20 protein-coding genes are annotated in these 25,337 nt (G+C 40.4%); 12 read left to right on the top strand and 8 right to left on the bottom strand.

Annotation, left to right across the window (positions count from 1 at the left end; genetic code table 11):
- Nucleotides 1-13: 13 nt before the first annotated feature.
- Complete coding sequence (locus PBT90_RS05705) at nt 14-3,064, bottom strand: SusC/RagA family TonB-linked outer membrane protein (protein ID WP_270131962.1); 3,051 nt, start codon at nt 3,062-3,064, stop codon at nt 14-16.
- 563 nt (nt 3,065-3,627) lie between these two features.
- On the opposite strand from PBT90_RS05705, the gene PBT90_RS05700 reads away from it, so the two are divergent.
- The 7 genes from PBT90_RS05700 (at nt 3,628) to PBT90_RS05670 (ending at nt 12,211) form a co-directional block, all read left to right on the top strand.
- Complete coding sequence (locus tag PBT90_RS05700; RefSeq protein WP_264809437.1) at nt 3,628-3,999, top strand: hypothetical protein; 372 nt, start codon at nt 3,628-3,630, stop codon at nt 3,997-3,999.
- An 845-nt stretch (nt 4,000-4,844) separates the two neighbouring features.
- Nucleotides 4,845-6,146 carry a peptidoglycan DD-metalloendopeptidase family protein gene (locus PBT90_RS05695; RefSeq protein WP_264809436.1) on the top strand — a complete coding sequence of 434 codons (1,302 nt, stop codon included), beginning with the start codon at nt 4,845-4,847 and terminating at the stop codon, nt 6,144-6,146.
- Nucleotides 6,147-6,420: 274 nt separating this feature from the next.
- On the top strand, nt 6,421-7,698 hold the full coding sequence (locus PBT90_RS05690; RefSeq protein ID WP_264809435.1) for a PQQ-dependent sugar dehydrogenase: 1,278 nt from the start codon (nt 6,421-6,423) through the stop codon (nt 7,696-7,698).
- Between the two features lie 84 nt (nt 7,699-7,782).
- Entirely contained in the window at nt 7,783-8,175 is a 393-nt protein-coding gene (locus PBT90_RS05685) for a hypothetical protein (RefSeq protein WP_264809434.1), read from the top strand.
- 410 nt (nt 8,176-8,585) lie between these two features.
- Entirely contained in the window at nt 8,586-9,116 is a 531-nt protein-coding gene (locus PBT90_RS05680; RefSeq protein ID WP_264809433.1) for a PRC-barrel domain-containing protein, read from the top strand.
- Between the two features lie 404 nt (nt 9,117-9,520).
- Entirely contained in the window at nt 9,521-10,981 is a 1,461-nt protein-coding gene (locus PBT90_RS05675; protein WP_264809432.1) for a potassium/proton antiporter, read from the top strand.
- 924 nt (nt 10,982-11,905) lie between these two features.
- On the top strand, nt 11,906-12,211 hold the full coding sequence (locus PBT90_RS05670) for a DUF3892 domain-containing protein (RefSeq protein ID WP_264809431.1): 306 nt from the start codon (nt 11,906-11,908) through the stop codon (nt 12,209-12,211).
- A gap of 45 nt (nt 12,212-12,256) precedes the next feature.
- On the opposite strand, the gene PBT90_RS05665 is transcribed toward PBT90_RS05670, so the two are convergent.
- The 4 genes from PBT90_RS05665 to PBT90_RS05650 form a co-directional block, all read right to left on the bottom strand.
- Nucleotides 12,257-12,634, bottom strand: a complete 378-nt coding sequence (locus PBT90_RS05665; RefSeq protein WP_264809430.1) for a nuclear transport factor 2 family protein — start codon at nt 12,632-12,634, stop codon at nt 12,257-12,259.
- A gap of 139 nt (nt 12,635-12,773) precedes the next feature.
- A complete protein-coding gene (locus tag PBT90_RS05660; protein WP_264809429.1) occupies nt 12,774-13,169 on the bottom strand; it encodes an SRPBCC family protein in 396 nt (131 codons plus the stop codon).
- Between the two features lie 9 nt (nt 13,170-13,178).
- Entirely contained in the window at nt 13,179-13,562 is a 384-nt protein-coding gene (locus tag PBT90_RS05655; protein ID WP_264809428.1) for a VOC family protein, read from the bottom strand.
- A gap of 74 nt (nt 13,563-13,636) precedes the next feature.
- Nucleotides 13,637-14,218: a Crp/Fnr family transcriptional regulator gene (locus PBT90_RS05650; RefSeq protein WP_264809427.1), complete on the bottom strand. Its 582-nt coding sequence runs from the start codon at nt 14,216-14,218 to the stop codon at nt 13,637-13,639.
- A 541-nt stretch (nt 14,219-14,759) separates the two neighbouring features.
- Between PBT90_RS05650 and PBT90_RS05645 the strand changes: the two genes are divergently transcribed.
- Genes PBT90_RS05645 through PBT90_RS05625 form a run of 5 tightly spaced genes read left to right on the top strand, consistent with a single transcriptional unit; the run spans nt 14,760 to nt 20,322 of the window.
- Entirely contained in the window at nt 14,760-15,746 is a 987-nt protein-coding gene (locus PBT90_RS05645; protein ID WP_264809426.1) for a glycosyltransferase family 2 protein, read from the top strand.
- A 6-nt stretch (nt 15,747-15,752) separates the two neighbouring features.
- Nucleotides 15,753-17,570, top strand: a complete 1,818-nt coding sequence (locus PBT90_RS05640) for an ABC transporter ATP-binding protein (protein WP_264809425.1) — start codon at nt 15,753-15,755, stop codon at nt 17,568-17,570.
- Nucleotides 17,567-18,511 carry a glycosyltransferase gene (locus PBT90_RS05635; protein WP_264809424.1) on the top strand — a complete coding sequence of 315 codons (945 nt, stop codon included), beginning with the start codon at nt 17,567-17,569 and terminating at the stop codon, nt 18,509-18,511. Before PBT90_RS05640 ends, PBT90_RS05635 begins: the two co-directional genes overlap by 4 nt.
- 3 nt (nt 18,512-18,514) lie before the next feature.
- On the top strand, nt 18,515-19,477 hold the full coding sequence (locus PBT90_RS05630; RefSeq protein ID WP_264809423.1) for a glycosyltransferase family 2 protein: 963 nt from the start codon (nt 18,515-18,517) through the stop codon (nt 19,475-19,477).
- Entirely contained in the window at nt 19,474-20,322 is an 849-nt protein-coding gene (locus tag PBT90_RS05625) for a glycosyltransferase family A protein (protein WP_264809422.1), read from the top strand. Before PBT90_RS05630 ends, PBT90_RS05625 begins: the two co-directional genes overlap by 4 nt.
- A gap of 140 nt (nt 20,323-20,462) precedes the next feature.
- Here the strand turns inward: PBT90_RS05625 and PBT90_RS05620 are convergent, their stop codons facing one another.
- From PBT90_RS05620 to PBT90_RS05610, 3 genes are all read right to left on the bottom strand, one after another.
- A complete protein-coding gene (locus PBT90_RS05620; RefSeq protein ID WP_264809421.1) occupies nt 20,463-21,134 on the bottom strand; it encodes an SDR family oxidoreductase in 672 nt (223 codons plus the stop codon).
- Between the two features lie 1,260 nt (nt 21,135-22,394).
- Entirely contained in the window at nt 22,395-24,272 is a 1,878-nt protein-coding gene (locus PBT90_RS05615) for an OmpA family protein (RefSeq protein ID WP_270131953.1), read from the bottom strand.
- Nucleotides 24,273-24,362: 90 nt separating this feature from the next.
- The gene (locus tag PBT90_RS05610; protein WP_264809419.1) at nt 24,363-25,334 is read right to left on the bottom strand and encodes a PorP/SprF family type IX secretion system membrane protein; all 972 of its coding nucleotides are present in this window, start codon (nt 25,332-25,334) and stop codon (nt 24,363-24,365) included.
- Nucleotides 25,335-25,337 lie beyond the last annotated feature (3 nt).

Here is a 25,337-nt window from a genome sequence, read left to right as displayed (position 1 = left end):
ATATGGATTAAAATTAAAAAGTGGCATTGAGGCCTACGGTATAAGACTTAGGAATAGGATAACTGAAGTGATCTATACCTAGGCGATTGTCTCCACCCTTGCTGTTAACCTCAGGATCCCACCAGGAATAATCGGTAAAAGTCAACAGATTCTGCCCACTGGCATAGATTCTCAGACTCTGGAGGAATATTCCATTTGTGTTTTTTAAGGGGAAATTGTAAGCTAACATCACGTTTTTCAGCCTTAAATAAGAACCGTCCTCCACAAATCTATTGGATACTCTTGCCACTGTACTTCTACTGATTTTTGGATATTTGGCACCTGTATTCTGTGGCGTCCAGTGATCCAAAAGTACTTCTTCCGGCATATTCAAGCCTTGACCATAATCCATCGTACTGGAAATCGCACTTACATTCATGATATCATTTCCTTTACTTCCTTGGAAAAATAAATCCAGTTGAAAATCTTTGAAGGTCATGTTTGAATTGAATCCGTAAAAGTAGTCAGGATTTGGATTTCCTATGTATGTCTTGTCCTCTTCTGTGATTTCCCCATCGCCGTTTAAATCTCTATAGCGGATCGCTCCTGATTCCGTATATCCATCTTCTTGATACCCCCAGAATTGACCTAGAGGTCTGCCTTCTTCCATGATGGAGAAGTTATCAGCTACCGTGATCACATTTATGAAATTAGTGAGAATCGGCTGTCCATCATTAAGGCAAATCACCTTGTTTCGATTTAAAGAAATATTCCCATCTATACTCCACCGGAATTCCTTGGAAAACATTTGGGCAAAGAGGCTCAATTCCACACCTCTGTTTTCTATAGATCCCACATTATCTATGGTTGTCGTATAACCATAGGAACTGGGCAAGCGAACAGTGCTCAATAAGTCCTCAGTAGTTTTTATGTAATAATCAGCTCCAACAATAATCCTATCGTTAAAAAGTCCCAGATCCATGCCCAAGTCAAATTGCTGGGTGGTTTCCCACTTGAGGTTTCCCGGCAAGGTAGATCCAGGTGCAAGGAAGTTATAAAGCTCATCACCAAAAACAGTGTATCCTGGGAATAACCTGTTAAGTGTAGCATATGGATCAATGGCCTGGGAGCCTGTCAGCCCCCAGCTGGCACGGAGTTTTAGAGTGGAAACAGTTTCTTGTCCCTGCATGAAATTTTCTTCGGAGACTTTCCACGCTAAGGCTCCAGAAGGAAAATATCCCCACTTATTGCCCTCACTGTACCTGGAAGATCCATCTGCGCGGAACGACGCAGTGAATAGGTATTTGTCTGCAAATCCATAATTAATCCTTCCCAAGTAGGAAAGTAAAACTGAGTTTGCATAGCCGGAGGTAGGAATACCAGGAGTTTCCGCAGCTCCCAAGTTATCCGTTTCATAAAGATCACTGAGAAACCCAGCTCCGCTTCCCGCCAAATATTTAGTAGTAAAATCCTGGTAGGTAAAACCAGCTAGCACATTCAAATCGTGTTTTTCATTGAATACGTCAGCATATGTAATCGTATTTTCACTCAGCCGACTGATGTATTGACTGGTAGTAATACTGGCATTTCCGTTGCTATTTATAAAATTACTGCTTCTGTAATTGTCAGTTCTGTCATCACGATTTTCTACCCCTCCAGCTATTCTGATGGTGATTTCCGGAATTGGATTGTAATTGATGGCAGCATTCGCCAAAACCACATTCGCAGTTATTACAGTGGATTGCTCGTTAATAAAGTAGAGCGGGTTGATCAGGTCCGGAGATACAAATGCAAAATCATCAGCCAAATTGTTGATGGTTCCTTCAGAATTGTATGGATCAGACAAAGGGGAAGCTACTATTGCTGCCCCTATCATACTCGCTCCTCTGGAACCACCTTCACTGTCCCTACGTGCAGTCACCAATTTGCTCAGTGTGCTGTTAAAATCAACTGAGATTTTTTCACTGACCTTATGATTGATAGTAGACCTGATAGAATATCTATCATAATCAGACCCCTTGATGATTCCGTCCTGTTGATAAATGCTACCGCCAACTAAAAATTGAGTATTTTCTCCTCCTCCAGAAATGCTCAGAGAGGTGTTTTTGATGGGTGCCTGTTGAAAAACTTCATCCTGCCAGTCAGTACCTTGACCCAATCCATTGATTTCTGCTTCTGAAAAATAAGGTTGTAACCCGTCATTTTCTGCCTGAATATTCATCAACTCGGCATATTGAGTTCCATTCATCAGATTAAGCTTATCCCTCAGGCTTTGCATACTGTATGCAGCATCAAACTCCACTACCGTGCCCGCTCCCCTTCCACTTTTGGTAGTGATCAACACCACTCCATTGGCACCCCTGGAGCCATATATTGCAGTAGCTGAGGCATCCTTTAGAATTTCTATACTGGCGATATCTGAATTGTTCAGATTGGTAGGGTTACCGGAAAAAGGAAAGCCATCGATTACATATAGCGGGTCATTGTCACCTTGAATAGAATTTGCGCCGCGAATTCTAACGGAAACTCCTCCACCTGGAGCCCCGTTATTTTGGATGACCTGCACTCCTGGAGCCCGCCCATTCAATGCCTGCAGCACATTAGAAGTAGGAAAAGCATTTATTTCTTCAGTATTTACCTGGGCTACGGACCCGGTAAGGTCTGCCTTTCGTGTAGAACCATATCCTATCACTACTACCTCATCTAGTTCTTGATCATCGCTGATCAATGTGATATCTATGGTGCTCCGATTGCCTATTTCTACCTCCTTTGACTGAAAACCTAAAAATGAAAATACCAGAACTACCCCTTCACTATTCTCAGGGGTATCTATAGAATAGTTGCCGGAGTCATCTGAAATCGCTCCTGTTTGGGTGCCTTTAATCTGTACAGTGGCTCCTGATAAAGGATTACCTTCTGCATCCTTTATAGATCCAGTAATTGAACTAGGTTCATTAGTCGTTTTGGGATCGGTAATGGGAATTGTATCCTGTAGAGTCAATGATGTAATATTTTCCGCGAACACCTCACAGGAAGATCCTATTGAAATTAAAACCAGAAAAGTAAGGGTTGGAAACTTTTTCATAGTTGGTCGGTTGAATGGAAACAATTAGGATAGATTTTCTAGAGCCAAGCCAACAACTATTCCACTAGGTAAAAATTTCGACCAAAATACCTTTAAATCACTGTAGGTCGAGCATTTAAAAAAATCCAAACTTAAAAATAAGAAACCCAGACTTTTAACACTAGCCAAATTATCAACAGACTGAGCAAACTTCACCTCATTATGACCTGAATATTGTAGTTATAAAAACCAGCTAAGAAGCCATCACTTGACTCCTATTTTATTTAAAAATTGTCGACCCATTTAGGCTGATCAAATAGAACTAAATCGTAATGATCAGTGATATGGAGAAATCTTCAAAATACGACCAAAAAGCTGGATGCTTTAGAATCTACCGGTTAAATAAGAAATAGTAAGCAGTCCAAAATCTCCTCAAAAATAAAAAGCATACATCTTTCTTAAATCCATTTCTTGATCAAGTCTTGAGAAACAAGAAGACAATAGAAACTAGATAGCTACCAAAGAATAATTAAAAAGGGCTGATTATTGATCTGCAATTAGCTGTCACCAAAATTTTGGCATTTATGAAAACTCAATATATCATATATCCGGCTATGGTAGCCATGTTATCAACAGCCTGTGGTAAAAGTAACGTCAACGAACAAGGTATTGAAGCTCAAAACGAAATGAGTACGGAATTAAATGGAGACGATACCACTATGGTGAAACGCGATGGTACTCTGCTTAGCGGAACTCTAGATGAAGCAGATTCTACACGTCTTCCGGCTCCTGTAATCAATGCTATTGAAAATGATGAGGTGCTTTCAAAATCCAGGATTATTAGTACAAGCAGTAAGATCGAAAATTCCATCACTGTTTATGAAGTAGAGTTCGAGCTATCCGATCAATCAAATAAAACTGTTGAGTTTTTGGAAAATGGAAACGTAAGACAATAGAAACAAAAAGAGAATTAAAATGATGATGCCTCCTTTGACCGACTGAAGGATTGCCCGATGATTGAGATTTGGTATCTAACATTTCGATTTCCACTAGGCAGCCCCAACTTGATTCCCAATGGGAATGAAAATAAAAACAGTCGCGAGGAGGCGCCATCATTTATGCCGATTTTATAACTTAAAAGATTCCAATATCCTTAAGCCAACAAGTGAAATAGTTCCTCTTGGCAAATTTGACAGGATGCTATGCATTTTTTACTTTCTACCAAATTAAGCGATTCGCATTGGTCAGCACACAGTGCACAAGCCTCTGCACAGTCGGCCATCATGATCCCTCGGTCAAATCTACCAGATTCGCAGGCGTCAAGGCAGGCCATACATGCTTCAACACAATGTTCAGCTACAGCAGTGAAATTTTCCATTTCCGATCTTTGATTTATAGCTGAAATCAAGAGTTGCACATCTTTTATGCACTGCTGCAAAGCATTACAAAGATCACTCTTTAAAGGTGTCAAACTGGTCATTAATTAATGGGTTCACCCATCCAGCTAACAAAACATAAACCACAGCTTGGGGTGATTCAATAAAGCAACTAATTTACCTCAAAACGCATCATATTAATTCTTTTCAAGCATCTTCAGTAACAGTACGCCTCAGAACCTTAGGAGAATTTTCTTCACAAAATGTAGATTTAATTCAACAGATAGAAAAACACACCATTGGCATTTTTAAAGAATTAAAGCGAACAGGCGATAGGTAAGTATCGGCATGCTATTAGTGTATAGCACCGCAAAGAAGACCATATAACACGCCTGCCTCAATCTTTGATCTCAATATTACCTCTGATGAAATCCTTCCCCTATTCTTATATTCTATGCCTTTCCATTATTCTAGCTGTAACCTCCTGTAACAAAGCCAGCCTTGGGGTATTCATCTCCTCTTCAGCCCGTAAGAGCTACGAGAATTCCCTAGAAAAATCAGGCATTTTAAAATCCAAAATTGGGATGAACTGGCTGTCCAAAGCAGAGCAAGTATTAAATACAGCTACTTTACTCAGCCTTCCTATTGCCATCAATGGGAGCTTTAAGTCTAAAAGCATTGCGGCAAATGCCTGGGAAATTCAAATGGAAAAAGGAGCCAGTATTCTAATAGATATCCGCTGGATAGCAAGTGATAGCAGTCGGTTAATTGTGGATCTTCTGGATGCTGAGTCTCTAAAGGAACTCGAATCACGTGCTATTATCCAAGACTCTATCCAATTGGAAGCTGAGCAAACTGGAAAGTATATTCTCCGGGTTCAACCTGAAATGCTTGGGGAAGGCAACTTTCAAATTTTGGTCAATGCTGTACAGACTTATGCAGTATTTCCCGTACAGGGAAAAAACACAGCTTCTATACAGAGCTTTTGGGGAGCTGCGCGGGATGGAGGAGCCAGATCCCACGAGGGTGTGGACATATTTGCTGCACGAGGAACACCCGTGGTGGCTCCAGTTGCAGGATTAGTTACAAGTGTAAGAGCAAGTGGGTTGGGTGGGAAACAAGTTTGGTTAAGTGATCATAGTAGGAATTGGCGTCTTTATTTCGCGCATCTAGACAGCCAATTGGTCAGCAATTTACAAGGCGTAGAACCCGGCGATACCTTAGGGCTGGTGGGAAATACTGGAAATGCACGAACTACTGCTCCTCATTTGCACTTTGGAATCTATGATAATGGGGCTTTTGACCCCTATCCAGTAATAAATACAGCTCATAAAAAAGCAGAACCTTTCCCTGCTGAAGAATTACCGCTACTCATGATTGTCGATGTGGACCAGGCAAATGTTAGAGCAGAACCAGAAATAGGTGCGGAATTACTCTTCCAGTTAAGAGAGTCAACTCCATTATTTATTACGGCTTCCACAAAAGATTGGTACCAAGTCAAAACCGCAGTTGGAAAAATTGGATATGTTTATCAATCATTACTCAGAAATCCAGAAATCCAGTCTTTACCCGATAGTTCAGTAGCAGTACTGCCGTCACTTCAAAACTTAAAAGATACGCTACTTGTGGATCAGAAAGACTTTAAAAAGGTAGCAGAGCTGGATTCCTATGAAGTGATCAGCGATGAGGACGAAAACATCTATTTCAAACCCAAATCTGGCTCTTGATTTTCAGTTATTGTTTGCGAAACAATCAGCTCTGAAGAGAGAATACATCAAACTTTTCCATGGAAATATGACTGAAAAGCCTCCACTTCCCCATTAAAAATTGGGCAGGTTTCTCCTCACAAGTGGGAATAATTTTTCTTTATTGAAAAAATCATATAGGGTTCACGGTGAAAACTCAGCAGATAAACCTGATCTAATCGGACTACAAGCAGTTTTTTACATTTTTGGCTAATGGATTGAATCAATTTCAAATCGCACCTCAACAGCAAAATTTATGGATTATAGATTCAAACCTACCCTACTACTTTTCTTCGGCGCCTGCTTAGTAATTGCTTGTAAGGAAAAAGTATCCTCGGAGGAAAAGAAAGAACTTGGACAACAAAGTGCAGACACCGTACAAACTGCCATAGGAGAGCTAATCTTACCTTCCCCATACTCTTCGGAGCCTACTACCAATCGCAGTAAAGTAATAGGTTGGTCAGAAGGCCAGACACCCAAAGTACCAGAAGGATTTACGGTGACGAAATTTGCCTCTGATCTCGATAATCCAAGGGCGACTTACGTTGGTCCAAACAAGGATTTATTTGTGGTAGAAAGCAATACCAAGAAAAGCTCAGACAGAATCACTGTTTTCCAGGATAAAAATAATGATGAGCAATATGAAGTGCGGGAAGTTTTTAAAGATGGCCTAAATCAACCCTATGGAATGCTGATCATTGGCCAGACCTTTTATATTGCCAATACGGATGGTCTCTACCGCTTCCCTTATAAAGAAGGTCAAATCAAATTAGAAGGAGAGGGAGAGAAAATCGTAGAATTGCCAGCCGGAGGATACAACAATCATTGGACTAGAAATCTAATTGCAAACGAGGACAATTCAAAAATTTACATCTCTGTAGGTTCGGCCAGTAACGTCGCAGAGTATGGAATGGAAGAAGAGATCAGAAGAGCAGCAATCCTGGAGGTCAATCCTGATGGATCAGGTGAGATTCTTTATGCCACTGGTTTAAGAAATCCAGTAGGGATGTCCTGGAATCCTGTAAATGGAGAGCTGTGGACGGCAGTAAATGAGCGGGATGAACTGGGCAATAATTTGGTTCCTGACTACATCACAAGTGTGAAAAAGGATGGATTTTATGGTTGGCCCTACTCCTACTTTGGACAAATTCCAGATCCAAGGATGGAGGGTAAAGGTACCGACAAAGTAACTCAGACTATAATCCCAGATGTGCCTGTGGGAAGCCATACAGCCTCTCTTGGACTCACTTTCTATACTAGTGATGCATTTCCTGATAAGTATAAAAATGGAGCCTTTGTAGGTCAGCACGGATCTTGGAACAGAAAGGAACTCAGCGGTTATAAGGTACTTTTTGTCCCGTTTGCGAATGGAAAGCCTACAGGAGAACCAGAGGACTTCATGACTGGATTTATAGCTGATGAGGAAAAATCTGAGGTTTACGGAAGGCCGGTAGACGTAACGGTCATGCCGGACGGTTCACTTTTGGTGAATGATGACAGTGGAAATACACTCTGGCAGGTACGCGTACAGTAATTAACTATACAATCCTATTCCTATACGTTCAAATTACCCTAAAACAAACAGATAGATTTCTAAAACAACAACAACTAATAAATCATGAAAACTTCATCACTTATAATCGCATTAACCCTTGGAATTGGGTTAATATCATGTAACGAAAGAGAGGAAAACTCCCACAATGATCCAACAGGAAAACTGGAAGTCGATCAGGAAAATGGTCAAATTCCTGAGGGTGACTCTACCAGATACTTAGTAGATGGATCCACCATGCCGGTAGTCATAGAAATGACAGATTCCATCAATATGCCGAAAGATCTGATCAACGTCATAGAAAATACCGACGATCTGCATCCTGACAGTATACTGGTAAAGAGAAGATTTATAGAAAATGGAATCACTTATTATGAACTTGAATTCAAGATGAAAGGAAATATAAGCGAGACTTTCACTTTCGACGAAGATGGTAAAAGAAGAGAAGTATTGGATTAAATAACCTCCCCTTCTGCAAGGGAATTCAACTTTACTTTAGATTTCAGCTTCAACGGAAATATCGACATAGTTACTTCCAAACAAACTCAGCCCTGGAGAAAGTAATCTCATTTACTTTCTCCAGGGTTTTCTTTTTAATAATCAGGCTTACCAAGTCAGGTGTTTACACTCAAATAATTTCTAAGCTAACATCTGGCATTTTGAATGAAATGGCATTATGGCGGAGAATCATTTTTTCGAAAAAAAATCAGGCTTATTGCTCATCTACAACCAATTCCTTACTCGAAAAGGAGAAACCTGTCACATGAATTTTTTCAGAAAACCTCTGAACGCCCAATAAACCATGTACAGGTGCCTGGCATAGATATGGAGTTATAAATAGTAAATAGTTAAAACTAACCAACAACACCATGAACACTACACTTAATTCCAAAATCAGCGCTACTACAGCAGTTGATTGCAAAGTAAAAACCGCTAGAGATGAAGCAGTGGGCAGCATCAAAGATCTGATGATCAACACCACCACCAATGAAATCGATTATGTGGTATTGAAAGTAGATGAAGGATTCCTTAACCTAGGGTCAAAACTCTTGGCCTTGCCTATGGAGTCTTTCAATTTCCATCCGGTTCAGGAAGATGTGATTATCGTAAAGGAAACCAAAGAAACCTTGGAAAATGCACCAGGTTTTGACAAGGATTCATGGCCTTCTGGACCTCAGGCAGAGTTTCTACATACCATGCGTACCTATTACAGTGAGGAACCTAGAAGTTTGTACGGTCGCTATGACCACCAAAATGCAGTCTTTTACACTAGAGAGGATAGGTTTGACCAAGGTACCGATAGAATCAGAGGAGAAGAATATGGCGATGGCTTCCTTGAAAGGGATCACCGCGGAACTAGGCAATCTGAGGTGAGAAGAGGCGGAGAACCGCTTCTATAGAAGCTGTTATCCCAGAGAATAGGATAGCATTACCTGGAAGTCATAGACATGCAAAAGGCATAGCACTATGACTTCCATTTTTTTTTCCAAATATGCCGATAGAACAATCTGTAAAACTCATCGCAACGGGACAAAACAGGTGTAGCTGATAAAGGATCCTCCTCCATTTGAAATGCTTATACAGGTTTGACATTAATGTCCCATTGCAATATCAGCCTTCACCAGAATATGACCTTTTCTTGATCCGCAGGAATCTTCAACGCAAAGGCTTCTAAATCAGTATTACTATAATAGGCTTAGGGTTAGAAATTCTTGGTGCACCTTTTTCACAGACCATATTCTGGAATAGCCAATCAGAAAATAACGTGATCTTTATTAGTTTTGGTTGTTCCATATGCTTTCCGATGACCTTAACCGCTGAAAACATTCTTCTGATTAGCTCGCTCCTTCTCTTAGCCGGTGTACTTGCCAGCAAGACTGCGGGTAAAACAGGCATTCCCATGCTTTTAATATTTCTGGGGGTGGGTATGTTGGCAGGTTCCGATGGAATCGGAGGAATTCGGTTTGACAATCCGTACATTGCCCAGTTCCTAGGTATCATTGCACTTACATACATTCTGTATTCAGGTGGTCTTGATACCAAATGGCCCAGTATCAAACCGGTACTGAAGCCAGGAATCACACTTTCTACGCTGGGGGTATTACTCACCAGTGTTACCTTGGGAACTTTTGTCTACCTGATCACAGGACTCGGGTTTCAGGAAAGTTTGTTATTGGGAGCCATAGTTTCATCTACTGATGCAGCAGCGGTTTTCTCTGTTTTGAGAGCCAAAAGCATAGGACTAAAGGGCCACCTTAGACCTCTTTTGGAACTGGAAAGCGGCAGTAACGACCCTATGGCTTACTTCCTTACGGTATCCCTTCTGGGATTGATCACCCTCGAAACAGGCTCCCTTTGGGAAATCATCCCCTTATTTTTCATCCAAATGCTCGTCGGCGGTCTTCTAGGATGGTTGTTTGGAAGAGCGACGGTCCTGCTGACCAATAAAGTCAACCTGGATTTTGAAGGCTTATACCCAGTTATGCTCTTGGCACTGGTACTCATTACCTATACCTTTGTTGATCTACTAGGAGGCAACGGTTTCCTGGCGGTTTATATCAGTGCCATCACAGTGGGCAATGGCAAAATGGCTCATAAAAAGAGTCTGATGAAGTTCTTTGATGGTGTGGCCTGGCTGATGCAGGTCATCATGTTTATCACCCTAGGACTCTTGGTTTTCCCTAAGCAGCTCATTCCTATATCAGGAATCGCAATTTTGGCCGCATTGTTTCTAATCTTTGTAGCTAGGCCTTTAGGGGTTTTCATTTCTCTCTCATTCTTTAAGTTTAAGCTTCGCGAAAAGGCATTCATTTCATGGGTAGGATTACGGGGCGCCGTCCCGATCGTTTTTGCAACTTTACCGCTAATAGCTGATATAGAGCAATCTGCGATGATCTTTCATATCGTTTTCTTTATTGTGCTGGCTTCTGTCGCCATTCAGGCCACTACCTTGCCCTTGGCAGCAAAACTACTGCACCTCTCCCTTCCCGCTTCATTAAAAAAGCGTTCCATGCTGGACATCGAACTTTCCGAAGATTTTAAAAATGCTATTTTAGAAGTACAAATCCCGCAGGCCAGCCCAGTCCAAGGCAAAAAAATTCTGGAGCTCGGCTTTCCCAGTACATGCTTAATAGTACTAGTAAAGAGAGGTGGAAAATTCATCACTCCTAATGGTCAAACAGAACTCGAAGCTGAAGACGAACTGATGATCATGATGGAAAATGATCAGGAAGAAGAGCAGATCAAAGCGTTGCTCCATATCTGAAATCAGCAAGGCATAGCAGTCAGAAAATTCAGGTAACAGAAAAGGCTAAGTATGAACCACCTTTAAAGCATTATAACTAAATAAAAAACTAACCGTTTGTTCATTGAATTGGCATCTGAAGTAATTCATATACATGGATATATGTAATGATGCTATTAACCAATGATTCTCTGCTCAACCGGCCAGAAGACCGATGACCGGTGACTTCCGCAGGAGCAGGTCAGGCTGAAGGGGCCTCAATTCTTAAGTTTAACATATCCTATGCTGCTTTTGCCTCCTTACTGGCAGAAAAGCGGATATTCATATATACTCATAAACTTATCAAATACCCTCAACTAAACTTTGACAGCAAGTGTCCTAATAGAATCGAACAGGTTTTGATAATTCATCGTGTATAACTTTTGGGTTCTATCTTTAGAAAAAGTTATCTGATTATCCGCAATGATGCCAGTAGTTAAAGAATGAGGCTGGATAGTAGCGGACAATCGTCCACCGACAACAGTCCACTGCCCACAGTACGTAGAAAAAAACCTTAACCCATAATTTCTCTCGCTACTGGTAAGAAAGCGGATATCCATAAAAAGTTATGCCTACACTAAACCAAAACTGGGCAGAAATCTGCAGCGAATTAAAAGCGATAGAGAAAAGGGCGGTTCAAAAAATGGAGATAATGCTGGAGGTGCAAAGGGCCCCTTTCCATTTGACCGCTTGAAAAAGGGAAAAGAAATCATAGCACTTTCTAAATCCATTCGTTTACTGTTAGAACAGGATTTGGAAAAGGATGCGGAAATCCTCCTTCAGCTTTTGCTGGAAAAAGGAGTAAAACTAAAGACATTCAGGTAAAAAAGTTCTTTTAGAAAAGACATGCATTAGGAGCCGTACAAAAATGCATGTTCCAAAAGAAGATTTAAGCAAGCAGTCAACATGATTAGAAAATTAATTGTAAGGTTTATTCAAACAGATTCACCTGCCAACAATACCAGTAAAATCCTAAAGATCGGTGGCATCAATAATACGGGAGACAGATGGATCATCAGTAGTAAGGAAGCCATCAAAGGGGTGATCGCTGGAGATTACGAACTGTTTATCCAGGTTGATAACAAGGAAATACCAGTAAAAGTAGAAGTAAATGAGGACCAAGAGCAGTACCTAAATGCACACGGAGCGGGCTACCTGCACAACCTCCTAGAAGATCTGCCTGAGGTCAGTACTAGCTTAAGCAGTAGCTAACTCAATGCTGGGAACAAGCATATTCCTCTTCGAAAACCGTTCCCCTTATACCTCTAAGCAATAGGAAGTTATCGCTTTAACCTTTAAGCCTTTTGCTCCCTGAAAAACGTAAAAATCTGCAAAGGCATACCTTTTCCCGTTCTCCATTTTCATCACCCCATTTGCTGCGCCCTCTTTCCCGTGCGATAAGATTTGTTCCAACCGGAGCTCCTCTACTTTTAACAAATTTACCTGCTCTAATTCCTCTCCAAATGCCTTTTTCCCTAGAATTTTTTTATCACCAACGATGTCCCACAGCATGTCGTCTGTGACACTTTCAATCAAAAATGAGGTATCTCCTTTGGCAAAAGCTATATTAAACGCTTTCAAGAACTCCATTTTAGGTGAGTTTCCGCAATTTGGATGGGAGATGATTTTAGTCATCACATAGAATTTTTATTGAATAATAGACTGAATTTGTGGCTATCGGGAATCGAAATACCTCATAAGCTGAGCTCTTTCTTTGGATCCCTTTCCGGCTAGGCCCCTAATTTTGGCATTGAGCCTGTGAAAATCGGGAGCCTTAGGCTTCGCAATATGCCTTAAGGCGATGAAGTAAAATGGCCCAGTTGTAGCTACACCAGCGGTAAAAATCAGTGCGTGCTCTCCATTCGTAGTGATTTAAAGTTACCTGAGTGACACTGTCTTTCTCATTCAGCTCAAAGGAAACTTTAGTCCCTATCCATTCAGGATCTGATTCTACGCATTCCCAGATTATTTTTCGGTTTTCAATGAGCTCAACAATTCTAAACTTTGTGATATAGCCTTCATCAAAATCAAACTCGTTTAGAAAGCCAAGTTCAGCTTTCACCTTGAGTTTTTTTGTCCAGATTTGCCCCAGTCCGGACTGAGAAGTGAGCGCTTGATAAACCGTAGCTACAGGACATTTAAGATAGTTTATTTGTTCTATGCTTTCCATTAGCCCAGCTTAACTTCTGCTATGAAAACCGATTGAGTTGCCTTCGGTATCTTTAATAAGAGAAACAAAACCATGCTCACCAATAGACATTTTGGGTTGAATAATATACCCCCCATTGTCTACGACACGTTTTTCCAATACTTTGCAATCTTCACAACCAAAATAAACAATACTGCCTTCGGAGGACGGTTTTACTCCGTCCATTTTTACCAGTGCCCCGGCTGCTCCGTAATTTTCCATATCACTGGGGAAGCATTTCATCAGTATGCTTGGATCCGATGGATCACTCATATCTTCAAGTGAAACTTCAAATACATTTTCGTAAAACGAAACCGCTCTATCTATGTTCTCAACATAAATCTCAAACCAAACTACAGGATTAATTTTTTCCATATTTCTCATTGTTAGTGGGTATGGAAGTAAAATTGAGAAAAGGATAGCAAGAATAACTTGTCATAAGGCAAGTTCTAGCGCTGCAGGAGCATTTCTTTTCTAATTCTACTTAATGAGGTATCAGTAATACCTAGATAGGTGGCAATATGCTTTAGCGGGGCCCTTTTGATCACCTCCGGTTTAGCACTCATCAGTTCCAAATATCGTTGCGATGCACTTAGGGTATGCATTTTTACAGCACGGTTTTTGGCTTCAAAAAGTTGATTTGTCATCCAGGTCCTTCCCCATTCTGTAAATCCAGGTATGCTGCGATACAGGTTTTGAAAAGCCTCAAAATCAATCTCCCAGACTATCCCGTCGCTTAAAGCCTGGATGTTTTCTTTGGAGGGAATACGAAGGAATAAAGATGCAACCTCAATCAAAATGTCATTTGAAACAAAAAAATCAGTAGTTATTTCATTCCCTTGATAATCAATGAGATATGATCTGAACATTCCCTCCTCGATTAAGTAGTAGGCATGACTGGTACTCCCTTCCAGAAGGACATGGTCATGTTTTTTGAAGGCAACTTTCCTATGGGCACTTCTGATTGTATTCAAATGCCCCTCACTTATGGAAGGGTGATTATAAATTTCTTCAAAAAAAGAATCATTCATTGTACTTGGCTTACAAAACAAAAGAATCAATACCCTTGACAATATAAGGAGTAAAATACAATTCTGTATATAGCGTACAGGCAGAGCTTATTCTGCAAGCCAGATTAAAGCCCGATACTAACCTAAAAGACTCCTATGCATTTAAGAATCCATTCAAAGGCAGAGCAAACTTAAGTATTGAAAATTCATTAAAGTTGGGGATAGTTTTACTGATATGCCCCAAAGCATATTTGCTACCCCGCGATAGCGGACATACTATTGCCACTTTATCACTTGGTTTCTCTTTCTAGTTGTAAACTAGACTTACGTTTAAATAGATGCTGTCTTTTCGTGCCTTTCGGTAAAGGTGTTTTTCATAAATGTGGAGCTCAATTTAGGTCACATACACTTAGTTGATGTTTACCAAGTCATTTTTCAATTTCGGCACCTAACCCTGTCATTTCTCTTGGGCATGCATCATTACTGAGAATAAGAAATTATGAATTTTTTGTAGCGTTTATGGGAACCCTGTCGTTCCTGATGTAACTAAACCACTACCATTTTGAATTATTCCATATCTGTGGTCCTTCCCAATTATAATGGCAAGGAGCTCCTAGAACGTTATTTACCTTTCACTTTTCATGCGCTGGAAAACAGCAGATGTAAGTATGAGATCATTCTAGTGGATGATGCTTCACAGGATGATTCGGTCACATTTATTCAGGAAAACCATCCAACCATCACCATTATCCAAAATGCCCAGAACAAAGGGTTTTCCTTTTCCTGCAATCGAGGCATAATGGCAGCCAAACATGATCTGGTACTATTGCTAAACTCTGATATAAGGCTGGCTCCTGATTACCTGAAAAAGCTCCTTCCCTACTTCAGAGATAGCAATACCTTCGGAGTGATGGGGAAAATCCTGGACAAATCAGGACACCATGTAGAGGTAGCTGCTAAAATCCCAAGGTTTAACGGCTACAAATTAAAGTCCGACAAGCAGGCGTACCCAAAATCATCTCAAAGCAGTAAAATACCCACCACCTTTCTATCAGGAGCCAACTGTCTGGTTGACCGAAAAAAATTACTGGAGCTGGAAGGATTTGATGAAATCTATTCACCATTTTATACTGAGGATCTGGACCTGAGCATGCGTGCCTGGAAACTTGGCTGGGCTAGTTATTATGAGCATCAGGCCACCTGTGTGCATCTGGGGTCTCATACCACTAAGAACTTTTTCCAAAAGGAAAAAGTCAAGGAAATCTACTTCCGAAATAGAATGCTGTTTCATGCCATCCATATGGATCGCAAAGACCTGAAGCGCTGGAGGCTTTACCTGCTTTGGGGAGAAGTGATTCCCAAGGTTATGCTGGGGCAACTATGGATCCTGAGGTCTTATGCTGCCTATAAAGCACATAAGTATCAAATCAGAAGCTCTAGAAGAAAAATAAGAAACCTGATGCTGAGCAATAAAGGAAGGATAAGTATTGCAGAGGTTACTGAAACGATTCGGGGATTATTGAATAATAAGGAAATAACTGTTTTATAAAATATTATGCAAACCTATTGGCGCTTACTCTCCTATGCCAAACCTATAGAGAAGTACGCTATCCCTTACGTGCTTGTTACTGTTTTGGCTGTAATTTTCAATACGCTGAACCTGGCACTGCTTGCTCCCCTACTCAGCACACTTTTCAAAGAAAAAGCTACTGCTGTAGCAAAACCTGAATCCTGGGTTGACATCATGGACTACTTTAATTATTACGTCTATCAGATCCAGGAGCAATGGGGAGCTTTTGAAGCCTTAAAATGGGTTTGCTTATGCATCTTTCTATCTGTTCTGCTCAGCAATACCTTTCGGTATATTGCACAGAGAGTCATTGAAAACCTAAGGATTTATACGCTGCTGAATCTGAGAAAGTCGGTGTTTGATCAGGTAATGGATCTACACCTTGGATATTTCAACGAACAGAGAAAAGGAAATATCATAGCCAAAATCACATCCGATGTGCAGGTGGTACAGTACTCAGTGACCAGCACCTTACAGGTTCTCTTTAAAGAACCATTTCAGCTGTTAGCTTACCTGTTTATACTTTTTGCCATCTCAGTCAAACTCACCCTTTTTGCCATACTGGTAATCCCGGTTTCGGCTTTTGTGATATCGAAAATCGTCAAGCGCCTTAAAGCCCAAGCTACAGAGGCACAGGAAAGATTCGGATTGATGGTGAGTTACCTGGATGAGGCGCTTTCAGGAATCAAGATCATCAAGGCTTTCAATGCGACCGAGCGGATCAAAAAGAGATTTCATCAAGAGAACGTAGAATTCTCTGAAATTGGTAAGAAAATGTCCTACCGCCAGCAACTTGGAGCCCCTGTTTCAGAACTTCTCGGCGTGGTCATGGTCATCATTATAGTACTATATGGAGGTTCACTGGTGATTAGTAACCAATCTGAACTAAGTGCATCAGCCTTCATTACCTATATCGCAATTTTTTCACAGATCATGCGTCCCGCTAAAGCAATAACAGAATCCTTTAGCTCCATACATTCAGGTATAGCTGCCGGAGAAAGGGTACTACAGCTCATAGATGAAAAAGCTGAGATACAAGATCAGCCGGAAGCTTTTCAGTTGAATAAACTGGAAAAGGGGATCGCACTAAAGCATGTAAGCTTTTCCTATGGGCAGGAAAAAATCCTGAAGGAGATATCCATGGTGATCCCCAGAGGATTTACTGTTGCGTTAGTAGGGCCATCTGGGGGAGGCAAATCTACTTTAATGGATCTGATCCCAAGATTTATAGACCCACAGGATGGATGTGTTTCATTTGACGGTATGGACATTAAGGATGTAAGCAGTGATTCGCTACGTGACCTAATCGGAATAGTCAATCAAGAATCCATTTTATTTCATGATACCATTGCCAATAATATCGCATTTGGAAAGCCAACCGCGAGTATGGAAGAAATCCAACAGGCAGCTAAAATTGCCAATGCAGAGGATTTCATTCTCAAGACTCCCAAAGGTTACCATTCCAATATCGGAGACCGGGGCACCAAACTCTCCGGTGGGCAAAAACAGAGAATTTGTATTGCCAGAGCTGTTTTAAAAAATCCACCCATTCTACTTCTGGACGAGGCTACTTCGGCCCTGGACACCGAATCTGAATTTTTGGTACAAGACGCCCTGTTTAAACTCATGAAGAACAGGACCACCTTGGTGATTGCCCATAGACTGAGTACGATTCAAAATGCAGACCTGATAGTGGTTTTAGACCAAGGAAGGATCATAGAGAAAGGAACGCACTATGAACTACTGGTTCAAGAAGGGCTATACAGTAATCTTATAGACAAACAAAAATTTACTCAGGTATGAACAATTCCTCTCTACCCCTGATTTCAATTGCACTTTGCCCTTATAATGGCTGCAAATACCTGCGTCCACAATTGGACAGTTTGGTCAACCAAACCTATCCTAATCTGGAAATTTCTGTTTATGACGATTGCTCCACGGACGAAACGCCAAGTATAATCCAGGAATACGCTAAGGAATTTCCCCAGATCAAAGTGCACCAAAACTCTAGAAACCTAGGTTATCAGGAGAATTTTTCAGCAAATTTCAAGGCATGCAAAGGAGTCCTTATCGCTCCTAGTGACCAGGATGACATTTGGGCTTTGGATAAAATCGAAAAACTATACCAAATATTAAAAGACCATATACTGGTGTATCACGATTCCGAACTGATAGATGAAAAAGGAAAAAGCAAGGGGATAAAAATGAGCACCAAACTCAATTTCGTCAGCGGAATGAACCCAAAATCATTTTTGTTTTTTAACTGTGTCTCAGGGCACAGCATGCTGTTTCGTAAAGATTTGCTGGATCATATTTTCCCCTTCCCGAAAAAAGGGTTTTACGATCATTGGATAGCCTTCGTAGCGTCACATTATGGCAGCATAGACTATCATCAGGAGTGTCTGGTCAAGTACCGGCAGCATCAGCACAACCTTACAGATATTTTAGGCAGCAAGTCTAAGGAAACCAAATTACAGGTTACATGTTCCAGAATTCAACGTGAAAATGACTGGTTGGAAATCTGTGCAGCTTATGAGAAGCAGATTAGTGGCCCTGGCTTCGCCAATAATTTATATGCACAGGGGAAAAACAGAGACAGTAATTACTTCAACTTCAGGTTTGGATACACCATTTGGAAGTACCAAAATGATCTCTTGCATATTCCCAGGCAAAAACCCAAGAGACGTTTGGGGTTTGCCATCAGGCAGATTTGGGGGCTCAAGACTAAAACGCTTTTTAAATAACCTATGAAAGTTTCTATAGTCATACCGAGTTATAACTATGCTGGCTTTCTAGGGAATGCGCTGGATTCAGTAATGGCCCAAACCTGGAAGGATTGGGAAGTATGGATCATAGATGATGGTTCTACTGACCAAACCCAGGAGGTAGTGCAGCAGTACCTGCAACAAGATCATCGGGTCCATTATCACTATCAGCAAAATATGGGGCTTTCCCATGCCCGCAACAAGGGACTCTCTCTTTGTACTGGGGCTTTCGTACAATTTCTCGATGCTGATGATTTGCTGAGTGAGGAAAAGCTGAGGCTACAGGTCAAGCATTTAAAAGAAAATCCGGAAGTTTCAATTTCCTACTGTCAATCCTGGTATTTTCACTCAAATACACCCGAACAATTATTTGAGGATTTAGAGCTTAAGAACATATCCACACTTCCCATTATGGACTGCAAGGGTGTGGAATTGGTAAGAAGCTTGATCAAGCGGAATTTTACTACCGTTTCCAGTCCGCTGATCCGAAGAGATGTGTTGCATGCTAATCTTAAATTCCCTGAGTCAGTTTCAAATTCTGAAGACTGGTACTTCTGGCTACTTTGTGCCCTTCAAGGCGATCAGATCCAATATCTTTCAGCCACCCAGGCCTATACTAAAATCCGGGTACATGGAGGCAGTATGAGCCAACAAAAGCTAAATATGTACTATGGAGAACTACAGCTCCGACAATGGCTCAAAAGTCAATTAGCTCAAGCAGACATCCTACCCAAGGATAAGGAAAGGTTAATTCTTTTAAACCAAGCTTATGAAGAAAAGCTCTTTGAACACACTATGCTGACCGGCCCTCTTTGGAATTTCAAACATCTCAAGAAGATGTATCAACTCAGTAATTTCCCCAGAGTAATAAAATACCACAAACTAGCCCGAAGACATCAGAGATTTTCAACCAATCCTACTTTTAGAAAAACCAACACACCATGAACAACTACACCTTGCCAACACACCACCCCCTCCTATCGGTCATTATCCCATGTTATAATCATGAAAAATTTCTGGAGGAGGCGGTACACTCAGTCCTTAATTCCACCTATCAGGAAATCGAGATTATTATTATAGATGATGGGTCCACAGACAATTCTTTTGACTTAGCACAAAAGCTAGCAACTAAACACCCCGCACAGCTAAGAGTCTATGCCCAAGAAAATTCAGGCCCTTCCGTAGCGAGAAACAAAGCTATTTCCTTGGCCAAAGGCAAGTATATTTTGCCTTTAGATGCAGATGATAAAATAGGAAGAAATTATATCAGCCAAGGAATAAAGATACTGGAGGAAGTAGAAAACATTAAATTAGTCTATTGTGAAGCAGAAAAGTTTGGCCTTAAGTCAGGCCATTGGAAACTGCCCCCATTTTGCCGGGAATCTCTGGCCCAGGATAATATGATTTTTGTTTCAGCATTGTTTAGGAAAAGTGACTGGGCTGCAGCTGGAGGATTTGATGAGCGGATGAAATGGGGATGGGAAGATTGGGAATTCTGGATCAGTCTGCTTAAAAACGGTGGTGAAGTAAAAAAGCTTTCTTGTGTGGGGTTTTACTATAGAATTCATTCGATTTCCCGTCGTAAAGCGGTGACCAGGCAGGACAAAAAGAGAACTATCAACTTGCTCAACGAGAAACATGCTGTTTTTCTTCAGCAGCAACTGGGAGGACCAATCCGGAACCCTAGAAGCTGGTCTAAGGCCATCAACAAGGTCACGCCCTACTTTAGCCTCTTTTCTAGTTACCGCATCACAGATAACTTACAATCACTCATATTTGAGAAAAAGTAGACATGCAGCGCTAGATATTCCTAATATGAAGTGAAAAAATATAAATTCCTTGCCCCCCTCACAACCGACTTTGATTTGCTAGTGATTCGGATGGTTGCAGGGCTAAAAAAAAACATATTTAAATACTCAGATTTCTAACACTAGTGTTTGGGAGTGGAATTTTTCTCCAAAAAGTTGATCAGACCTTCTGAATCAGAAAGTGCTGCTGTATCCAATTCATTCCCAACCTGTAATCTATCGAACATTGTTTGGTTAAAGTCCCTGAAAATGACTTCTAAATCACCATATTCTTTCGAAAACATATCATAAATCGAGTAAGACATCATATTTGACATTCTACCTAAATCATTTTTCTCCTTGTTTAAATTATCACCCGTCAAATGATAGAGGTGCCCGTATTCGGAATTCATCAAAGGATAAACGCACTTTAATAAATGAAAATAACTAGTCAAGTCACTCTCCACAATTTCCTTCATCTCTGCAACCGACAAGTCATTACTATACCGAGAAATCTCGGGTTGGCTGAAATCTGTAAACACCAAATCCAACGGATAATGATTCTCCAATAATCTGACTTGCAAATCCTGGACAGCTACCTCTTTATCAAAGTCGCATTCATAATAAACAGGCAAGCCCCCTAATTTACCATTAAATGAATGGGTAGTTTGCCGCTTCAATTCATATATATTTCCTGCTACCAACACCTTAAAATTTGCCTTTAAAAAGACATTTACTATATCTAAGTAGAGCTTTTTAGCCTGGCTAAAACAAAATAAAACAGTTTTGTAGTTATTAGATTTATTCATTTTCATTTTACTCTAGAAATTAGAAACAAAGGTTAAAAATAGAGCGCGTCCTGAAACAATAACACATTATTCATAAATACCGGCACTAAAGAAGGTCATTTTTATCAATAAAACTGTTAATACATTATTTTTTACCTAATAATTCACCCATTAGTTCTATCTCATATTACTTAACCCAATTACTTGAACTAGCCATGGATGAACCAAAGTGCTCAGATCAATCTATTTTCAACCATGCCCCTTTCTAAAGCGGCTGAAAGGACCTAGAAGGAGTTCCTGAACATATATTTTTGTCTAAGAAATTGTCCTCAATACTTTCCTGAAACCTTATTTTCTAATTAGTTAGGTCATGACAACAGGTCGATTGGGTAATTAAGCTTGCTATCAAGCCTGTAATAAGCAGATAGGTCTATCGGCTTTGGCATAGACCTAAAGCTTCGGGTACTTTCGGGTGGATAAAAAAAGTGATCAGTATGGAAGGGTGTTTTAAACCACCTAGGTAAGAGAAGAACTCAACTTAACAAGGAGGTTTGTCCTAAATCTCAAATTTGGAAACAGTGGTAATTAAGGGTGTAAGCTGATTTTCAAAAGGACTGTCAGCAAAATTCGATTAATATTTTGATGACAATTCGTTTGAAACCCCAACATTTCCAAAGTTTGAGTTATTAGCTATGAAATCTAGGTCAAGTGAGGTTCAAATTCTATTAATAGGACCCTGTACCCTCACCTCCTTGAGACATTGCTTTTGCTAGGAAAATCCAAACAACATTTTTTCTATTCTAAGGACAAACCAAACAAGTTTGATTTTGTTTGCTCATGACCCCAAATAGTTAAGATTCAATTTTCTTACCGATTCGTCCTAATTGACAAAATCTTACGAAAAGATGGATCATATTGGATTTATCAACTTGAAAAATAAAAACTCAACAAATCATAAAAACCTATTTATCAGCTAATTAACTGAAACAGTAAAAGATAAAAATAAATAAGACCCATGCTTGTTTTATCAGCAAGATGGGATTCTCTAAAAAAACAATACTGCCCCAAATAGGTTAGATTTCACCCCAGTCCCAAACCCTCGAAGTCTTTCTAATCTGTAAGGGAATACATTTTGAACCCCACCCTAAAAAAGTAGAAGGGTCACACTGATGAATAGAAAACTTGGGGCCACACCACTCAACTAAGGAAGTCTTGACGATAACAATAGGCAAATATCAGTAGACAATTAAAGGTATTAGCCCCAAGTGTATAATCTTCTAATTACTCTTAGTATTCTGTAATTTTAAATTCCGTTCTTCTGTTTTGCTGATGTTGTTCATTTGAACAGGAAATATTGTCTTTACATCCATTTAACAGCATTTCTTCCCCGAAGCCAATAGGATCCAATCTATTTGAATCAATTCCCATTTCAATTAAATATTCAATTGCTGCTTTTGCTCTTTTTTCGGAAAGCTTAAGATTATATGAATTAGTACCTCTAGAATCGGTATGGGAATGAAGTTCAATTTTAATTGTTGGGTTATCCACCAATATTTTGGCTAGCCTGTTAAGTTCAGGTTTAGCATCTTCCCTGATCTCCCATTTGTCAAAATCGTAATAGATATTCTCAAGCGTATAAGTCTTACCCACTGCTATTTTATCCAGATAGATATTTCGGATAATAACCGAATCTTGCATTTGAGCAGCTGTTGGGATTAGAATTTCTTCAGTAGAACCCGCCAGGTAACTCGTCTTCTTTGCTTCTAGATGCACAATTTGGTCAAAATCCACTTTAAACCTGAATGAACCATTTTCTTCAGAAATATAGCTGTTCACTACTTGGTTTTGATGATCATAAAGAGTAACCACTGCATCTTCCAATTTTTCACCTGTTACTTTATCAAGAACCTCACCTTTGATGACTAAATCTTTCTTAACATAAAGATCGGCAAAGTAAATATCATCCAGACCTTTTCCTTCTACCCTATCAGACGAAAACACTGCCTGAGTATCATTTCCTGGAACTAGTGAAAGTCCAAAATCATCTCTGTTGGAATTGATAGGACTTCCTAAGTTCTCGGGCTCCTTATATTCTCCATTTTCTACCTGAGTTCTAAAAACATCCAAGCCACCCAAACCTGCATGACCATTACTGGAGAAGTATAGAATGCCATTCTTATCGAAGTAGGGAGTACGCTCATCACCTTTGGTATTGACCATATCACCCAAATTCACAGGTGCTGACCATGCGTTATCCTTCCATTCAGAATAATACAAATCTGCCTTCCCATAGCCCCCAGGGATATCTGATGAGAAATAAAGAATCTGCGTGAAGGGGTCAAAGAAAGGATCAGAAACAGCATACGAAAATGGGTCATTAAACGGTAATGGGCTGAAAGAATCCATAGTGAGGCTTCCTGTATCCAAGGCAAAAAACAATTCTGGAAACAAAGTATAGTCCCGCGCTGATCCTGAATCTGATTTATTGTGTTTTTGTACTTGCGTAAAAACCAAGAACACATTTTGGTCTGTTTCAAACAAAGGCCCCACATGCAGGTCACCGTCCAACTTTTCAGATTGGACAGGCTCGTCTTTTACCGTCTTATTTTCTTTGTCCCAGGCTGACTCATACATTTTCAAAAATCCATTTCCAGTCCAGCCATACACATCACTTTTGAGGGCATTATTGGGATCGACACGTGCTTTTTCCGGCATCAAACGATCTGAGGTAAAATGAAGTACAGAATCCTCTGAAATCATAGGTCCAAATTCAGAAAAGGAAGAATTGGCACCTGAAACCGGCCTGATTGCCGATTCAGATGATTTATTCAAAAAGGATTTACCTCCTTCCGCAGTCTGCCAAATCAATTCCAAATCAGGATTGGTTCGACTCGAATCCAACCTACTCAGGACATTGGTAGCTTCGGTATATTTAGAATTGGAAATCAACGCCTCTGCAAATGGCTTAAGGTCTGACTCCTGCAATGCGCTGTCTCGTTCCAACCTTGTGTACCATTCTTCTGCCTGTTCAAAATTCCTTACCATAGAATAAGCCTGAGCCAACCCGCGGGCTGTCTCAGGCTGGGGTGATTCATTCCAACTTTCAAGAAACTTATCTATTCCAACAGCGTAATTCAGATTTTCAGTTTGCTTTTTGCCTTCCATATATTTTTTATAGGACAGGGGCTTACAGGATACTAAGCAAACTAGCAAGAAAGAGATTAAGTAGAGTATTCTATACATGGTAGTTATTTCTTAAAAAAACCGAGGAGAAACCAAACGGACGCGTTTTGGCGGGAAAAGGAAAGCAATAGAGATATCATGAGTACTAAAAGCTCCTACCGAAAACCCTGATATGGTATGGTCATAGGCATATCCAATCCTAAGTCCTTCCTTAAGTTGCACTTGCACCATTCCTAAAACAGCAGCAGATTTTTTCAGTCCATCTTCAATTTCCCTACCTGGCATATCTATACCGAACCTATACCCTGCACCTAGCCAAAACATATCATTCAGGATAAATGCACCATTTATATCCATCCTGGCCGGTGCCTTGAAATCATCCATGTACATAATGGATGGGATAAAGGAAAAATTGTAATTAAGATCGAAATGGTAGCCCCCAGTCAAATAAATATGAGGGTCTGGTTTGACCATAATATCTCCCTTGTCAAAATCAACTACACCGGAAAGCATCTGGTCTGCGGCTACTCCTACATAGTATTTATCATCATAGAAAAACAAGCCAAGTTTCAGATCAGGGTAAGTCATTCTCTCCATACTGCCAGGAATTGACGGGTCATCAGAAACATCCGGATTCAGCATAGATCCATCCATCTGGGAATTGACAACCCCAGCCCCAACACCAAAGCTTAGAAATTGAGTATCACTAAGCCGTAAGTGGTAGGCCAGATTGCCGTAGGCGGCCACGGTTCTCTGTGCACCGAGTTTATCAGTCAGAAACTGCCCACCAACTCCGAGTTGAGATTCTTCGAGATAAGTGTCCCCAGCCACCGCAAAGGTTTCTGGACTTCCTGTCACTCCTGTCCACTGCTTCCTATAATAAGATTGCAGATAAAGCTGCTGTTTATACCCTGCATAAGCAGGATTGATAAATACAGGATTAAAAATGTATTGGCTGTACTGGGGCACCTGCTGCCCAAAGCTAGTGCTAAGGGACAGCAGTGCAGATCCAGCGAGCAAAATAATTACCTTAAATAGTTTCATTGC

This window comes from Algoriphagus sp. TR-M9 (assembly GCF_027594545.1).
Classification (GTDB): Bacteria; Bacteroidota; Bacteroidia; order Cytophagales; family Cyclobacteriaceae; genus Algoriphagus; species Algoriphagus halophytocola.
The sequence above is the reverse complement of the archived record's forward strand: the minus strand, read 5'-3'. Positions and strand labels throughout refer to the sequence as shown.

Excerpts from the sequence above, each read along its gene's own strand:
- PBT90_RS05675 (WP_264809432.1), top strand. The coding sequence starts at position 9,521 with ATGACCTTAACCGCTGAAAACATTCTTCTGATTAGCTCGCTCCTTCTC.
- PBT90_RS05625 (WP_264809422.1), top strand. The coding sequence starts at position 19,474 with ATGAACAACTACACCTTGCCAACACACCACCCCCTCCTATCGGTCATT.
- PBT90_RS05690 (WP_264809435.1), top strand. The coding sequence starts at position 6,421 with ATGGATTATAGATTCAAACCTACCCTACTACTTTTCTTCGGCGCCTGC.
- PBT90_RS05610 (WP_264809419.1), bottom strand. The coding sequence starts at position 25,334 with ATGAAACTATTTAAGGTAATTATTTTGCTCGCTGGATCTGCACTGCTG.
- PBT90_RS05640 (WP_264809425.1), top strand. The coding sequence starts at position 15,753 with ATGCAAACCTATTGGCGCTTACTCTCCTATGCCAAACCTATAGAGAAG.
- PBT90_RS05655 (WP_264809428.1), bottom strand. The coding sequence starts at position 13,562 with ATGGAAAAAATTAATCCTGTAGTTTGGTTTGAGATTTATGTTGAGAAC.
- PBT90_RS05650 (WP_264809427.1), bottom strand. The coding sequence starts at position 14,218 with ATGAATGATTCTTTTTTTGAAGAAATTTATAATCACCCTTCCATAAGT.
- PBT90_RS05630 (WP_264809423.1), top strand. The coding sequence starts at position 18,515 with ATGAAAGTTTCTATAGTCATACCGAGTTATAACTATGCTGGCTTTCTA.
- PBT90_RS05700 (WP_264809437.1), top strand. The coding sequence starts at position 3,628 with ATGAAAACTCAATATATCATATATCCGGCTATGGTAGCCATGTTATCA.
- PBT90_RS05680 (WP_264809433.1), top strand. The coding sequence starts at position 8,586 with ATGAACACTACACTTAATTCCAAAATCAGCGCTACTACAGCAGTTGAT.
- PBT90_RS05635 (WP_264809424.1), top strand. The coding sequence starts at position 17,567 with ATGAACAATTCCTCTCTACCCCTGATTTCAATTGCACTTTGCCCTTAT.
- PBT90_RS05660 (WP_264809429.1), bottom strand. The coding sequence starts at position 13,169 with ATGGAAAGCATAGAACAAATAAACTATCTTAAATGTCCTGTAGCTACG.
- PBT90_RS05620 (WP_264809421.1), bottom strand. The coding sequence starts at position 21,134 with ATGAAAATGAATAAATCTAATAACTACAAAACTGTTTTATTTTGTTTT.
- PBT90_RS05615 (WP_270131953.1), bottom strand. The coding sequence starts at position 24,272 with ATGGAAGGCAAAAAGCAAACTGAAAATCTGAATTACGCTGTTGGAATA.
- PBT90_RS05705 (WP_270131962.1), bottom strand. The coding sequence starts at position 3,064 with ATGAAAAAGTTTCCAACCCTTACTTTTCTGGTTTTAATTTCAATAGGA.
- PBT90_RS05685 (WP_264809434.1), top strand. The coding sequence starts at position 7,783 with ATGAAAACTTCATCACTTATAATCGCATTAACCCTTGGAATTGGGTTA.
- PBT90_RS05670 (WP_264809431.1), top strand. The coding sequence starts at position 11,906 with ATGATTAGAAAATTAATTGTAAGGTTTATTCAAACAGATTCACCTGCC.
- PBT90_RS05695 (WP_264809436.1), top strand. The coding sequence starts at position 4,845 with ATGAAATCCTTCCCCTATTCTTATATTCTATGCCTTTCCATTATTCTA.
- PBT90_RS05665 (WP_264809430.1), bottom strand. The coding sequence starts at position 12,634 with ATGACTAAAATCATCTCCCATCCAAATTGCGGAAACTCACCTAAAATG.